We start from the raw sequence: 12,751 nt of genomic DNA on the forward strand, positions 1-12,751 counted from the left end.
AGGCGGATCATTCGTCGTCCGCGGTCCCCGTCTCCCCCTCCTCGGCCAGCGCCGCGTCCAGCCGGGCGCGGGCGCCCTCCAGCCAGCGCCGGCACACCTTGGCCAGCTCCTCACCGCGCTCCCAGAGGGCGAGGGACTCCTCCAGCGACGTGCCCCCCGCCTCCAGACGCCGTACTACCTCGATCAACTCGTCCCGGGCCTGCTCGTAGCCGAGCGCCTCGTCCGTCCTGCTCGTCATGCACCCATTCCCTTGCCGGTTCCTGCCTTGCCGGTTCCCGCGCCGCCGGTTCCTGCCGAGTCGTCGACCCGGACGGTGAACTCGCCCTCGGCGACCCGCGCGCGCAACACGTCGTCCGCCGTCACGTCGCCGGGATCCCGGACCACCTGCCCGTCCGCCCTCTGCAGCACGGCGTACCCGCGCTTCAGCGTCGCCGCCGGCGACAGGGCGACCACGCGCGCGTGCGTGTGCGTCAGTTCGGAGTCGGCACGGTCCAGGAGATGTCCGAGCGTGCGCCGCGAACGGTCCACGAGCGAGGCGACGTGATCGGCCCGTTCGTCGATCATCCGGTGGGGATCCTGTATCGCGGGCCGCGCGAGGGCCTGCGCGAGCCCGCGCTCCTCCCGCTCCACGTACGCCTCCACACACCTGCGCGCCCGCCCGCGCAGCATCCGCACCCGCTCCAGCTCCTCGCCGACGTCCGGCACCACCTTCTTCGCGGCGTCGGTCGGCGTCGAGGCGCGAAGGTCGGCCACATGGTCGAGCAGCGGGTTGTCCGGCTCGTGCCCGATCGCCGAGACGACCGGCGTACGGCAGGCCGCGACCGCGCGGACCAGCTGCTCGTCCGAGAACGGCAGCAGATCCTCCACGCTTCCGCCGCCCCGCGCGACGACGATCACGTCCACCTCTTCCAGCGCGTCCAGCTCCTTCACCGCCTGGACGACCTGGGTCACCGCGTGCACCCCCTGCACGGCGACGTTGCGCACCTCGAAGCGGACCGCGGGCCAGCGGTGCCGGGCGTTCTCCAGGACGTCCCGCTCCGCGGCGGAGGCCCGCCCGCACACCAGCCCGATCAGCTGCGGCAGAAAGGGCAGCGGCTTCTTCCGCGACGATGCGAAGAGCCCCTCCGCGGCCAGCGACTTCTTCAACTGCTCCAGCCGCGCCAGCAGTTCCCCGACACCGACCGGTTTTATCTCCACGGCCCGCAACGACAACTGCCCGCGCGGCGCGTACCACTCCGGCTTCGCGTGGACGACGACCCGCGCGCCCTCGCCGACGACGTCCGCGACCGCGTCGTAGACCTGGCGGTAGCACGTCACACCCACGGAGATGTCGTGCGAAGGGTCCCGCAGCGTCAGAAAGACGACGCCCGCCCCCGGGCGCCGTGACAGCTGGGTGATCTGCCCCTCGACCCACACCGCGCCGAGCCGGTCGATCCATCCTCCGATGAGCCGCGAGACCTGGCCGACGGGCAGCGGGGCGTCCGCGGACGTGTTCACAGCCATGCGGTCGAGAGTATCGGCCCCGACCGACAACCCGGGGCCCGCGACCCGGCCGGCGGCGGGGCCCCGATACGCCGACGGGGGCCTGGCACGGCCTTACGATGGGAGGCATGACTGCTTCGCCTGGCCGCCGCCGTGTCCTGCTCGCCGCTCCCCGGGGCTACTGCGCGGGCGTCGACCGCGCCGTGATCGCCGTCGAGAAGGCGCTTGAGCAGTACGGGGCTCCGGTCTACGTCCGGCACGAGATCGTCCACAACAAGTACGTCGTGCAGACCCTGGAGAACAAGGGCGCCGTCTTCGTCGAGCGGACGGAGGAGGTGCCCCCGGGCAACATCGTCATGTTCTCCGCGCACGGCGTCGCCCCCGTCGTCCACGAGGAGGCCGCGCGCGGCCGGCTCGCGACCATCGACGCGACCTGCCCGCTGGTCACCAAGGTCCACAAGGAAGCCGTCCGCTTCGCCCAGGAGGACTACGACATCCTGCTGATCGGGCACGAGGGCCACGAGGAGGTCATCGGCACCTCCGGCGAGGCCCCGGACCACATCCAGCTCGTCGACGGCCCCGAGGACGTCGCCAAGGTCGAGGTCCGCGACCCGTCGAAGATCGTCTGGCTCTCCCAGACCACCCTCTCCGTCGACGAGACGATGGAGACGGTCGACGCCCTGAAGGAGAAGTTCCCGCAGCTCGTCTCCCCGCCGAGCGACGACATCTGCTACGCCACGCAGAACCGTCAGCTCGCGGTGAAGCAGATGGGTGCGGAGGCCGAGCTGGTGATCGTGGTCGGCTCGCGCAACTCCTCCAACTCCAAGCGGCTCGTCGAGGTCGCCAAGCTCGCCGGCTCCCGTGAGGCCTACCTGGTGGACTTCGCGAGCGAGATCGACGAGGCCTGGCTGGAGGGCGTCACCACGGTGGGCGTCACCTCCGGCGCCTCCGTCCCGGAGGTCCTCGTGGAAGAGGTCCTGGCCTGGCTCACCGAGCGCGGCTACGGCGACGTCGAGCTGGTCAAGGCCGCGGAGGAGCACATCACCTTCTCGCTGCCCAAGGAACTCCGCCGCGACCTGCGCGAAGAAGCCGCGGCGCTGGTCGCCGAGCGCGGCGGAAGCGGTGCCGCGGGCTCCTCGGCGGAGTGACCGATCAGTCGGTCGTCGTAACGTAGGGCCATGCAGATCTTCGGCGTGGACATCGGTGGATCCGGGATCAAGGGCGCTCCCGTTGACCTGGACAAGGGCGATCTGGCTCAGGAGCGCCACAAAGTGCTCACCCCGCAACCGGCGACACCCGAGGGCGTCGCCGACGGCGTGAAGCAGGTCGTGGAGCACTTCGGCTGGAGCGGCCCCGTCGGCCTGACGTTTCCCGGCGTGGTCACCGGCGGATCCACCATCCGCACGGCGGCCAACGTGGACAAGAGCTGGATCGACACCGACGCGCGCGCGTTGTTCGGCGAGCGGCTCGGCGGCCTGCCGGTGACCGTGGTCAACGACGCGGACGCGGCCGGCGTCGCCGAGATGTCCTTCGGCGCGGGCCGCGACCGCAGCGGCACGGTGATCATGCTGACGTTCGGCACCGGCATCGGCAGCGCCCTCTTCGTCGACGGGGCCCTGGTCCCCAACAGCGAACTCGGCCACCTGGAACTGCACGGCCACGACGCCGAGAAGCGCGCCAGCAGCAAGGCCAGGGAGGACCACGAGCTGACGTGGGAACACTGGGCGCACCGCGTCCAGAAGTACCTCGCCCACGTCGAGATGCTCTTCTCACCCGAGCTGTTCATCATCGGCGGCGGCGTCAGCCGCAAGTCCGACAAGTTCCTGCACTTCATCGAGGGCATCAAGGCGGAGATCGTCCCGGCCCAGCTCCAGAACAACGCGGGAATCGTGGGCGCGGCGATGAGGGCGGCCAAGCCGGAGTAGGGGACCGGGGCCCCGGTCCCGGCCTTCGGCCCCGGTTCCGGCCGTAGGCGGCTCCCGTCCGTTTGTCGGCGGGCCCTGCCCCGGGCCGGCCCGCGGTCGCGGGCCGGGCGGGCTAGTCGCGGGTCGCGTCGGTTCGTCGGCGGGTCGCTGTCCGGTGCAGACCGCGGGTCAGGATGGTCAGTCCGGCCAGCAGGGTGCCGCCGTAGAGCCAGCCGACCTGCGTGGCCAGCGCCGTCACCAGTCCCGCCAGCCGCTCCCCGGCCCCGTCGCCGCCCCTGGCCACGGGCAGCAGCCCGACCGCGAAGGCGATCGGCACGACCACCGGTGCGGCGAGCAGCTCGGCTCCGCGCACCCAGAGGCCGGTGAGCACGCACACCGGCAGGAACAGCACGCTGTACACCGTCAGCGAGGCACCGAAGAGCAGCTGGTCCAGGCATCCGAGCACGAACATCAGGGCACCGCTGAACAAGCCGCCGCCCAGCCCGGTGAGCCGTGGGTTCGGCAGCCGTCGCACGGCCCCCGGGCCGGTCGCCGCCGCCGACGACGGCGGAGCCGGCCGCCGTCCTGCGGGGCGTGCGGGGCGTGCGGGCCTCGCGGCCGGGCGTGGCGGTCTGCGGTTTGCCTCCCGGTCGGCCTGGGGCGGCAGCGGCTGACCGCCGGGTCGGGTGCCTGGGTTCGGGGGGCGCGTCCTGTGTTGCTCCACCGGACCAACCTAGGTCGGTTTATGTGCTGAATCGGGTGTCGGACACGCCGTGCGGCGATGCTTGGCCATCCGTTCGACAGGGCCGCCGGGCCGGGGCCGGCCACGCCGTAAACTGGTGGATCGGTCAGCCCTCTGGCCCTGGCCCTCTCACTCCGGGAACGGGCCCTTTGGCCCTCTCACCACGGGAAGTCGCAACGTGTCGCTCACGATCGGAATCGTCGGTCTGCCGAATGTCGGCAAGTCGACCCTGTTCAACGCCCTGACCAAGAACGACGTGCTGGCGGCCAACTACCCGTTCGCCACGATCGAGCCGAACGTGGGCGTGGTCGGCGTCCCCGACGCGCGCCTGACCAAGCTGGCCGAGATCTTCTCCTCGCAGCGGATCCTTCCGGCCACCGTCGACTTCGTCGACATCGCGGGCATCGTGAAGGGCGCCTCCGAGGGTGAGGGCCTGGGCAACAAGTTCCTGGCGAACATCCGCGAGTCCGATGCGATCTGCCAGGTCATCCGCGCCTTCAAGGACGAGAACGTCGTCCACGTCGACGGCAAGGTCTCGCCCAAGGACGACATCGAGACGATCAACACCGAGCTGATCCTCGCCGACCTGCAGACCATCGAGAAGGTCCTGCCCCGCCTCCAGAAGGAGTCGCGGATCAAGAAGGACGTCGGACCCAAGGTCGCGGCGGTCGAGGCGGCGAAGGAGATCCTGGAGAAGGGCGACACGCTCTTCTCCGCGGGCATCGTCCAGGGCTCGGGCAACGAGGAGCTCCTGCACGACCTGCACCTGCTCACCACCAAGCCGTTCCTCTACGTCTTCAACGTCGACGAGGACGAACTGGTCGACGAGGACTTCAAGGCCGAGCAGCGCGCCCTGGTCGCCCCCGCCGAGGCGATCTTCCTCAACGCCAAGCTGGAGGCGGACCTCGCCGAGCTGGACGAGGACGACGCCATGGAGCTCCTGGAGTCGGTCGGCGCGGAGGAGCCCGGCCTCACCACCCTCGCCCGCGTCGGCTTCAACACCCTCGGCCTGCAGACGTACCTCACGGCCGGTCCCAAGGAATCCCGCGCCTGGACGATCAAGAAGGGGGCCACCGCCCCCGAGGCCGCCGGCGTCATCCACACGGACTTCCAGAAGGGCTTCATCAAGGCGGAGGTCATCTCCTTCGCCGACCTGGTGGAGACCGGCTCGGTCGCCGAGGCCCGCGCGAAGGGCAAGGCCCGCATGGAGGGCAAGGAGTACGTGATGCAGGACGGCGATGTGGTGGAGTTCCGCTTCAACGTGTAGCGGGTCACCTACCACCGCGCCGTCGATCTGGTGAACATGCAGGTCAGGAAGGGTCTGACTCCGGGGAGTCGGACCCTTCGTTTTTTCCGTGCCCGGATCGTGCTGGGATGAGAGTCGCCGAGGCCGCGCTGCGACAGCATCGCCCCGTGGCCATGCTGACTTCCGATATCGACGGCATGTGCCGAGCTGTGCGGCGAGCGGGTCCGGTTCGTGGCGGTGTGACTTCCCCTGGTCCGTTTTCTGCAGTTCCGTGGACCGCCGATGTCGGTAACCGGCGATCCGCCACGATGTGGCGAGCCAAGGCTCAGTAGGAGCGGGAGGGGCTCCAGTCGCCGAGGAAGGGCTCGAGGTCGTCGCCGAGTGATGCCGTGCCTGAGCGCCACGGCCCCGAACGCCTTCTGAAGATCGTCGAACACGACGCGCAGGCGCTGGTTGAACGCGATGTCGGTGTGGGGGTGTCGGTTGTCGTCATGTCACTCCAGTCCGGCGTCGCGGTCGAGGGGCGGCGCGCCTGAGATCGGACAGCTGTTGTGCACGGCGTGGGTGTGGATCATGGGGTGGGTCATCCTCGGGTGTTCCAGACGAGGGGGGCTCTGCGGATCCAGGTGTCGTCCTCGATCGTCTGGACGAGGAACTGGGCGAGGTCGGCGCGGTTGATCCAGGCGCCGGGCTTTTCGGTGCCGGCCTCGGCTGCCCGTACGGGGCCACCGGCGGGCTTGTCGGTGAGGGCGACGGCGCGGGCCAGGGTCCAGTCGATGCCGGACGAGGCGCGGACGACCTGGTCGAGGCCGGTGTGGTCCTCGAAGCCCGCCTTGATGTTCGACAGCTTGATGAACGCCCTGACCAGCGGGTTGAGCCGGGCCCAGTCGTCGCCCGCGCCCTGCGTGGACGTCAGCACGATGCGGGGTATGCCCTGTTCGCCCATGACGGTGAGCGTGTTGCGGGCGGCGTCGGTCATGAGCATCGGCGGGCTGACCGGCTTGGCCCACGGGTTGTCGGAGGCGCGGGCGTTGGACAGCGCGCTGATCACCCCCTCGGTGCCTTCGGCGGCCCGGCGGATGTCGTCGATGTTCGCAGGGGTGCCCTGGATCAGCTCGACGCCGGCCGGTGCCGGCACCTTGTCGGGGTTGCGGACGAGGGCGCGGACGTGGTGGCCGCGCTGGGCCGCGTGCTCCAGGACGTGGGAGCCGGTGCGGCCGCTGCCGCCGAGGACCAGGAGGTTGCTCATGGTGATCAAACGCCTTTCGGGCAGTTCAGGGTGGAGGGGGGATCAGGCGGCCGGCTGACCGGTCAGGGCAGAGCCCAGGCGGCGGGCCTCGTCGTGCGCCTTCGTCATGGACGCCTCGTGCATCGGCAGCAGCCGGGCCATCATCGGCACGTACGGGGCCATGGTCAGTTCGGGCAGGACCGTCGTCAGGTCGAGGCCGAGGTTGGTCGGGTGGCCGAGGACGGTTTCCAGCGTCGGCACCAGGTGGTCCATGCCGTGCTCGGGGGCGCCGGGGCCGTAGCCGCCGCCGCGTGCGGAGATCAGTACGGCGGGGCGGCCGAGGGTGGGAGGAGGTCCGTCGAAGCTCAGGGTGCGCCCGGCGACCATGATCTGGTCCAGCCATGCCTTGAACACGGACGGCATCGTGAGGTTGTACATCGGCACGGTGAAGAGGTAAGCGTCGGCGCCGAGGAATTCCTCGATCAGTTCGTCCTGGACCGCCAGGGCCTTCGCCTGCTCGGGGGTGTGCTCGGGGGGGTCGGTGGTGCGGGCGGTGATGCCCGCCGCGCTGAGGTGCGGGGCGGGGTGGACGGCCAGGTCGCGGTGGACGACGGCGCCCTTCCACTCGTCACGGAAGGACCGGGCGACCTGACGGGAGACGGATGCCTCGTCGAGCGAGGAGGCGTCGATGTGCAGCAGGTAGGACATGGAGAGTTCAGCCTTTCAAAATGATCGAGGGTGGGTCGGGGAGCGACCGGTGGAGGCCGGCTGCGGTACGGCGCAGCCGTCCGGGCCGCAGACCGGAGCGTCGCCGTCGGTGCCGGGGATGCCGTACCGGCCGTCGACGACGATGAAGGGTGCTCCGGTGGCCCCCAGGCGCCGGCCGCGGGCGGCATCGTCGCGGACCTGCCGCTGGTAGCGGTGCTCGGTGAGCGCCTGACGCGTGCCCTCGCGGTCCAGAGCGATCTCCTGAGCCAGGTCGAGCAGGTCGTCCAGGCTGAAGACCGGGCGGGCCTGACCGAAGTAGGCGCGGAAGATCGCGTCCCAGGCTTCGGGGTTCCTGCCCTCGGCGGAGGCGTGGGCGAGGAACTCGTGCGCCAGGTCGGTGTTGCCGACCAGGTTGTCCAGCACCTGGTAGGGGCTGAGCCCCTCGGACTCGGCCAGCGCCTCGATCCGACGTGTCGACGCCTCGGCCTGGGAGCCGCCCATGCCGTGCCGGTGCAGCAGCGCGTCACGGACGCTGAAGGTCTCGCCCACGGGGAAGGAGCTGCTCAGTGGGAACGAGTGGTGGACGACCTCCACCTCGCCGCCGTGCTCGAACCGCTCCACGGCCCGGTCCAGACGGTGGCTGCCCAGTCCGCACCACGGGCAGGTGACCTCGGCCCAGATCTCGATCTCCATGACGCGCCTCCCATGCCTGCGCTTGATTCCTACTTTTTGTTCGTAGCGCCATGATGGGCCAGTATGGAAGTCGACACAAAAGGCACATCGGTGTTCGTGCCGGAGAGGAATGTTCGTCATGGAGGTCACCGGCAGCCCGGACGGCGCGGCGGCGGTGGGACCCTGTGCCCGCATCCCCGCAGAGCACATGGAGTTCATCCGGCAGGTCCTCGACCGCGTCGGCGACAAGTGGAGCCTGCTGCTCATCGCGGTGGTGGAGGCCGGCCCGCTGCGCTACACCGACCTGCAGCGCCAGGTCCCCGGAATCTCCCAGCGGATGCTCACCCTCACGCTCCGCCGGCTCCACGAGGACGGTCTGATCATCCGCACCGCATACGCGGAGGTTCCACCGCGCGTCGAGTACGCCCTCACCCCGCTGGGGCGCGGCCTCCACGAGATCGTGACGTCCCTGATCGGCTGGGCCGCCGACCATCACGACGAGATCCGCGAGCACCGGGCCCGCGCCGCGGCACCAGCAGCCCGGTCCTGACCGCAGGGGCAGCCGTCGGCTGTCGGCGTCGGGCGGGAAGGCCGTTCTGCGTGGTGAGGACGAGGGTGTGCGTCACCATGCCGACACCGGCGCCGAGCAGGGAGACGCACACGCAGGCGACGGCGATCGGGATGTCGCAGCGCCATGTCCCGAGGGATCTTCCGAAGTTCGGCCTGCGCCTCCGGGCGGAAGACGGTTCGGTGCTCACTCACCGCGCGCCGGCGTCTCCGGCGTGCCCGACGCCTGCCGCCGGGGGCGCGGCCTGCGCGGTGTCGCCTCGCCGGCCGGCCGGCCGATCCGGCGCGGGACGGAACCTTCCCGCGCCCGCCGCCCGCCCGGCGGACCCGCTACAGGCCGTCCAGCACGCTCCCGATCAGCAGGGCGTTCTCCTCGTCGGCCGCTCCGGGTGCCGAGAAGCGGCTGCGCACGTATGCGTAGGCGAGGCCCAGCGCGGGGCTCGCGAACGCGATGGCGCCGGCCGCGCCCCCGTGGCCGTAGGCGTCGGGGCCGAGACGCGGGAAGCGGTCGCCGAAGAGCTGGAAGCCGAGGGCGAAGTGGCTCTCGAACCCGGTGACGACATCCACGCCCTGGGAGTGGATCCGGGTGAACTCCGCGGTCGTGTCCGCGGTGAGCAGCGGAGCGCTTCCGTCGAGTCCGCTGCAGGCCGCCGCGTAGGCGCCGGCCACTCCCCGGGCCGAGGCCACCCCGCCCGCCGAGCCCTGGCCGAGCTCCCGGGTGCGCCGGAAGTTCGGGAAGACGGAGAGGTCCGGCAGATACCGGGTGCTGAAGGCGATCGCGAGCAGCTTCCCGGGCTCCTCCGGGGCGCCGCCGGCCGGGGCGGGCAACTCGGGAGCGGGCCCCACCGGCAGGTAGCGGGGCTCGAGGGTCTCGGGCAGGCCGAGGTAGAAGTCCAGCGCGTGGGGTCGGCGCACCTTGCGCTCCCACCAGTCCTGGAGGCTGCGCCCGGTGGCCCGGCGGACCACTTCGCCGGTCAGCGCGGCGATGACCAGGCCGTGGTACCCGAACGCGGTCCCCGGGCGCCAGTACGGGGCCTGCGCGGCGAGCCGCTCGGCGAGCAGCCGGTCGTCGGCCAGCTCCTCGACCGTGAATTCGTCGGGTACACCGACCAGTCCGGCCTGATGGGCCAACAGCGAGCGCAACGTGATCTCGCCCTTGCCCGCCTGGGCGAACTCGGGCCAGTACGAGGCGACCGTACGGTCGAGATCCAGCACCCCGTCCTGGACGAGGAGCGCCACCACGAGGTGCGCCGCGCCCTTGCTCACGGAGAACACGCCGGTGAGGGAGTCACCGTCGACCCCCGGCCCCGCCCACAGGTCGACCACGCGCCGGCCGTGCACATGCACCGCCAACTGCTGTCCGACCGGCAGCGGCTGCGACTTCACCACCTGCTCGAAGGCCTCCCGCACGCCCTTGAATCCGGCGTCCACCCAGCCCTGCACCATCTGCGGCCCACCCTTCATGGTCATTGCCTCTCAGCATCGGCTGCCTGTGCCCTCAGTGCCCTCTCCAGATCGGCCCGGCATTCAGTGATCATCCGCCGTAGCCTGGCCCCCGGGCGTGCGCTCGCCAGCCAGTCGTCCGTCGCGGCCAGCGTCTCCGGGGAGATCTGCGTACTCGGGTAGAGACCGGTGATGGTCCGCGTACCGGTATCAGGGCTTCGGTTCTCGTAGACGTCCTGGAGGGACGCGAAGTACGCGTCCCTGTACGGCGCCAGGAGCTCGCGCTGGTCGGGCTGGACGAAGCCGAGGATGACGGCATGCTGGAGGGTGTTCGCCAGCTCGCCCTTCTCCACGACCTCCCGCCACGCCTGCGCCTTGGCCTCCGGAGCCGGGCGGGCGGCGCGGGCGGTCGCGGCGTGGCGCTCTCCGGCGGCCGTCCTGTCCCGCTCGTACTCGGCGGCGATCTCCGCCTCGTCGAAGCGCCCGACCACCGCGAGCCGCTGCACGAACGCCCAGCGCAGCTCGGTGTCCACGGCCAGGCCCTCGACGGTCTCGGTCCCTTCCAGGAGTGCCTCCAGCAGGTCCAGCTGCTCCGGGGTCCGAGCGGTCGCGGCGAGGGCGCGGGCCCAGGCCAGCTGATGGTCACTGCCGGGCTCCGCCGTGCGCAGGTGGGCCTGTGTCGCCTCGGCCCAGCGGGTCAGCAGGGACTCGCGGGCGTCCGGGGCGGCGTAGTGGTCGAGCGCGAGCTTGACCTGCTGCTGCACGGACTCCACCACACCGACGTCCGTCTCCTTCGCGACGGTGGCGAGCGCCAGGCCGAGATAGTCGCGGGCCGGCAGCTCCGCGTCGCGGGTCATGTCCCAGGCGGCGGACCAGCACAGGGCTCGCGGCAGGGAATCCTCGAAGTCGCCGAGGTGCTCGGCGACGAACGCCAGCGACTGCTCGTCCAGGCGGACCTTCGCGTACGACAGGTCGTCGTCGTTGAGGAGGAACACCGCGGGGCGGCGCTTGCCGGTCAGTTCGGGCACCGCGGTCAGCTCGCCGTCGACGTCCAGTTCGACGCGGTCGGTGCGGACCAGCTTGCCGGAGCGGGTGTCGAGCTCGTAGAGACCGATCGCGATGCGGTGCGGCCGCAGGACCGGCTCGCCCTCGGCGCCGGGGGGCAGGGGCGGGGCCTCCTGGCGCACGGCGAAGGAGGTGGTGATCCCGTCGGCGTCGGTGGTGATCTCCGGGCGGAGGATGTTGATGCCGGCGGTCTCCAGCCATTTCCTCGACCAGGTCCTCAGGTCGCGGCCGGAGGACTCCTCCAGGGCGCTCAGCAGGTCTGACAGGCGGGTGTTGCCGTAGGCGTGGCGCTCGAAGTAGGCCTGCACACCCTTGAAGAACTCGTCCTCGCCGACGTACGCGACGAGCTGCTTGAGGACGGAGGCGCCCTTGGCGTAGGTGATGCCGTCGAAGTTGCCCATCACGTCGTCGAGATCCCGGATGTCGGCCATGACCGGGTGGGTGGACGGCAGTTGGTCCTGGCGGTAGGCCCACGTCTTGGTGGAGTTCGCGAACGTGGTCCAGGCGTGCGGCCGGCGCGAGCCGGGGGCGGCTGCCTGGCAGGCGACGGAGGCGTAGGTGGCGAAGGACTCGTTCAGCCACAGGTCGTCCCACCACCGCATGGTGACGAGGTCGCCGAACCACATGTGGGCGAGCTCGTGCAGGAGGCCCCGGTCCAGGGTCTCGTGCTCGGAGGGCGTGGCCCTGGACCGGAAGACGTACTGGTCCTTGATGGTGACGGCGCCGGCGTTCTCCATCGCGCCCGCGTTGAACTCGGGCACGAACAGCTGGTCGTACTTCTTGAACGGGTAAGGGCAGCCGAACTTTTCCTGGAACCAGTCGAAGCCCTGCCGGGTGAGCCTGAAGATCTCGTCGGAGTCGAGGTGCTCGGCGAGGGAGGGGCGGCAGTAGATGCCCAGTGGCACGCTCCGCCCGTCCTTCTCGTACACGCTGTGCACGGAGTGGTACGGCCCGACGATCAGCGCCGTGACGTACGACGAGATACGAGGCGTCGGGTCGAAGGTCCAGACGTCGTCCCGCGGTGCCGGCGTCGGCGAGTTGGAGACGACGGTCCAGCCCGCGGGCGCCTTCACCGTGAACTGGAAGGTGGCCTTCAGGTCCGGTTGCTCGAAGGAGGCGAAGACCCGGCGGGCGTCCGGCACCTGGAACTGGGTGTAGAGGTACGTCTGCTCGTCCACGGGGTCCACGAAGCGGTGCAGGCCCTCACCGGTGTTGGTGTAGGCGCAGTCCGCGACGACGCGCAGGACGTTGCGCCCCTCCGGCAGGCCCGGCAGGGCGATGCGTGAGTCGTGCCAGACCCCGGTGGGGTCCAGCGCACCGCCGTTCAGCGTGATCTCGTGGACGGCCGGTGCGACCAGGTCGATGAAGGACTCGGCGCCGCCGCGCGTGACGTCGAAGCGAACCGTCGTCACCGACCGGAACCGGCTTTCCTCCTGCGCTCCGGAGAGGTCGAGTTCGATCTCGTACGAGTCGACGGTGAGCAACTCGCCCCGCTGCCGGGCCTCTTCGCGAGTGAGATTCGTACCGGACAACGGGATCACTCCTGTGGTGAAGCCAAGCCGACCGAGCCGCCGAGCGCCGCCCGCCTGCTGCGAGAGCGTAGCAGCGGGGTGGTGTGCCACCGCGGGGCAAATGCGGACGGACAGTGCGAATTCGGCGCGGCGCGCGGTGAAGCCGCAGAACCGGGCGGTCTC

The 12,751-nt window shown here is 70.7% G+C and carries 13 protein-coding genes and 1 pseudogene; 5 read left to right on the forward strand and 9 right to left on the reverse strand.

All coding sequences use genetic code 11. From position 1 onward, the window contains the following. Positions 1-7 precede the first annotated feature (7 nt). Together BG482_RS07540 and xseA are read right to left on the reverse strand one after the other, a co-directional pair. On the reverse strand, positions 8-238 hold the full coding sequence (locus BG482_RS07540) for an exodeoxyribonuclease VII small subunit (RefSeq protein WP_069768108.1): 231 nt from the start codon (positions 236-238) through the stop codon (positions 8-10). Then, entirely contained in the window at positions 235-1,503 is a 1,269-nt protein-coding gene (gene xseA, locus BG482_RS07545) for an exodeoxyribonuclease VII large subunit (protein ID WP_069768109.1), read from the reverse strand. Before xseA ends, BG482_RS07540 begins: the two co-directional genes overlap by 4 nt. A 98-nt stretch (positions 1,504-1,601) precedes the next feature. Here xseA and BG482_RS07550 point away from each other — a divergent pair, with 98 nt between their 5' ends. Both BG482_RS07550 and ppgK read left to right on the forward strand, forming a co-directional pair. Next, a complete protein-coding gene (locus tag BG482_RS07550) occupies positions 1,602-2,630 on the forward strand; it encodes a 4-hydroxy-3-methylbut-2-enyl diphosphate reductase (protein WP_107450415.1) in 1,029 nt (342 codons plus the stop codon). Between the two features lie 30 nt (positions 2,631-2,660). Continuing rightward, a complete protein-coding gene (gene ppgK, locus BG482_RS07555; RefSeq protein ID WP_069768111.1) occupies positions 2,661-3,407 on the forward strand; it encodes a polyphosphate--glucose phosphotransferase in 747 nt (248 codons plus the stop codon). Between the two features lie 112 nt (positions 3,408-3,519). Here the strand turns inward: ppgK and BG482_RS07560 are convergent, their stop codons facing one another. Continuing rightward, on the reverse strand, positions 3,520-3,921 hold the full coding sequence (locus BG482_RS07560) for a DUF6542 domain-containing protein (protein WP_370745760.1): 402 nt from the start codon (positions 3,919-3,921) through the stop codon (positions 3,520-3,522). A 385-nt stretch (positions 3,922-4,306) separates the two neighbouring features. On the opposite strand from BG482_RS07560, the gene ychF reads away from it, so the two are divergent. Continuing rightward, positions 4,307-5,395 carry a redox-regulated ATPase YchF gene (gene ychF, locus BG482_RS07565; RefSeq protein WP_069768112.1) on the forward strand — a complete coding sequence of 363 codons (1,089 nt, stop codon included), beginning with the start codon at positions 4,307-4,309 and terminating at the stop codon, positions 5,393-5,395. Between the two features lie 368 nt (positions 5,396-5,763). Next, positions 5,764-5,910, forward strand: a complete 147-nt coding sequence (locus BG482_RS43810) for a hypothetical protein (protein ID WP_176741325.1) — start codon at positions 5,764-5,766, stop codon at positions 5,908-5,910. 47 nt (positions 5,911-5,957) lie between these two features. On the opposite strand, the gene BG482_RS07570 is transcribed toward BG482_RS43810, so the two are convergent. From BG482_RS07570 to BG482_RS07580, 3 genes are read right to left on the reverse strand one after another with little or no spacing between them, the layout of a single operon-like run. Continuing rightward, entirely contained in the window at positions 5,958-6,623 is a 666-nt protein-coding gene (locus tag BG482_RS07570; RefSeq protein WP_069768235.1) for an NAD(P)-dependent oxidoreductase, read from the reverse strand. A gap of 42 nt (positions 6,624-6,665) precedes the next feature. Then, positions 6,666-7,310, reverse strand: a complete 645-nt coding sequence (locus BG482_RS07575) for an FMN-dependent NADH-azoreductase (protein WP_069768113.1) — start codon at positions 7,308-7,310, stop codon at positions 6,666-6,668. Between the two features lie 15 nt (positions 7,311-7,325). Then, the gene (locus BG482_RS07580; protein WP_069768114.1) at positions 7,326-8,003 is read right to left on the reverse strand and encodes a DsbA family protein; all 678 of its coding nucleotides are present in this window, start codon (positions 8,001-8,003) and stop codon (positions 7,326-7,328) included. 118 nt (positions 8,004-8,121) lie between these two features. Between BG482_RS07580 and BG482_RS07585 the strand changes: the two genes are divergently transcribed. After that, positions 8,122-8,532 (forward strand): helix-turn-helix domain-containing protein, encoded by a 411-nt coding sequence (locus tag BG482_RS07585; protein ID WP_107450430.1) that lies wholly within the window; start codon positions 8,122-8,124, stop codon positions 8,530-8,532. 134 nt (positions 8,533-8,666) lie between these two features. Here BG482_RS07585 and BG482_RS45005 read toward each other — a convergent pair. From BG482_RS45005 to pepN, 3 genes and pseudogenes are all read right to left on the reverse strand, one after another. Beyond that, a pseudogene (locus tag BG482_RS45005) lies at positions 8,667-8,744 on the reverse strand (type II toxin-antitoxin system RelE/ParE family toxin); the annotation flags it as partial. A gap of 135 nt (positions 8,745-8,879) precedes the next feature. Then, positions 8,880-10,019 carry a serine hydrolase gene (locus tag BG482_RS07590; RefSeq protein ID WP_079141658.1) on the reverse strand — a complete coding sequence of 380 codons (1,140 nt, stop codon included), beginning with the start codon at positions 10,017-10,019 and terminating at the stop codon, positions 8,880-8,882. Further along, positions 10,016-12,589 carry an aminopeptidase N gene (gene pepN, locus BG482_RS07595; RefSeq protein WP_069768117.1) on the reverse strand — a complete coding sequence of 858 codons (2,574 nt, stop codon included), beginning with the start codon at positions 12,587-12,589 and terminating at the stop codon, positions 10,016-10,018. Before pepN ends, BG482_RS07590 begins: the two co-directional genes overlap by 4 nt. Positions 12,590-12,751 lie beyond the last annotated feature (162 nt).

This window comes from Streptomyces sp. LUP30 (genome assembly GCF_001746365.1).
In the GTDB taxonomy this organism is placed as follows: Bacteria; Actinomycetota; Actinomycetes; order Streptomycetales; family Streptomycetaceae; genus Streptomyces.

Excerpts from the sequence above, each read along its gene's own strand:
- BG482_RS07540 (WP_069768108.1), bottom strand. The coding sequence starts at position 238 with ATGACGAGCAGGACGGACGAGGCGCTCGGCTACGAGCAGGCCCGGGAC.
- BG482_RS07585 (WP_107450430.1), top strand. The coding sequence starts at position 8,122 with ATGGAGGTCACCGGCAGCCCGGACGGCGCGGCGGCGGTGGGACCCTGT.
- BG482_RS07550 (WP_107450415.1), top strand. The coding sequence starts at position 1,602 with ATGGGAGGCATGACTGCTTCGCCTGGCCGCCGCCGTGTCCTGCTCGCC.
- ppgK (WP_069768111.1), top strand. The coding sequence starts at position 2,661 with ATGCAGATCTTCGGCGTGGACATCGGTGGATCCGGGATCAAGGGCGCT.
- BG482_RS07590 (WP_079141658.1), bottom strand. The coding sequence starts at position 10,019 with ATGACCATGAAGGGTGGGCCGCAGATGGTGCAGGGCTGGGTGGACGCC.
- BG482_RS07575 (WP_069768113.1), bottom strand. The coding sequence starts at position 7,310 with ATGTCCTACCTGCTGCACATCGACGCCTCCTCGCTCGACGAGGCATCC.
- xseA (WP_069768109.1), bottom strand. The coding sequence starts at position 1,503 with ATGGCTGTGAACACGTCCGCGGACGCCCCGCTGCCCGTCGGCCAGGTC.
- BG482_RS07570 (WP_069768235.1), bottom strand. The coding sequence starts at position 6,623 with ATGAGCAACCTCCTGGTCCTCGGCGGCAGCGGCCGCACCGGCTCCCAC.
- BG482_RS07580 (WP_069768114.1), bottom strand. The coding sequence starts at position 8,003 with ATGGAGATCGAGATCTGGGCCGAGGTCACCTGCCCGTGGTGCGGACTG.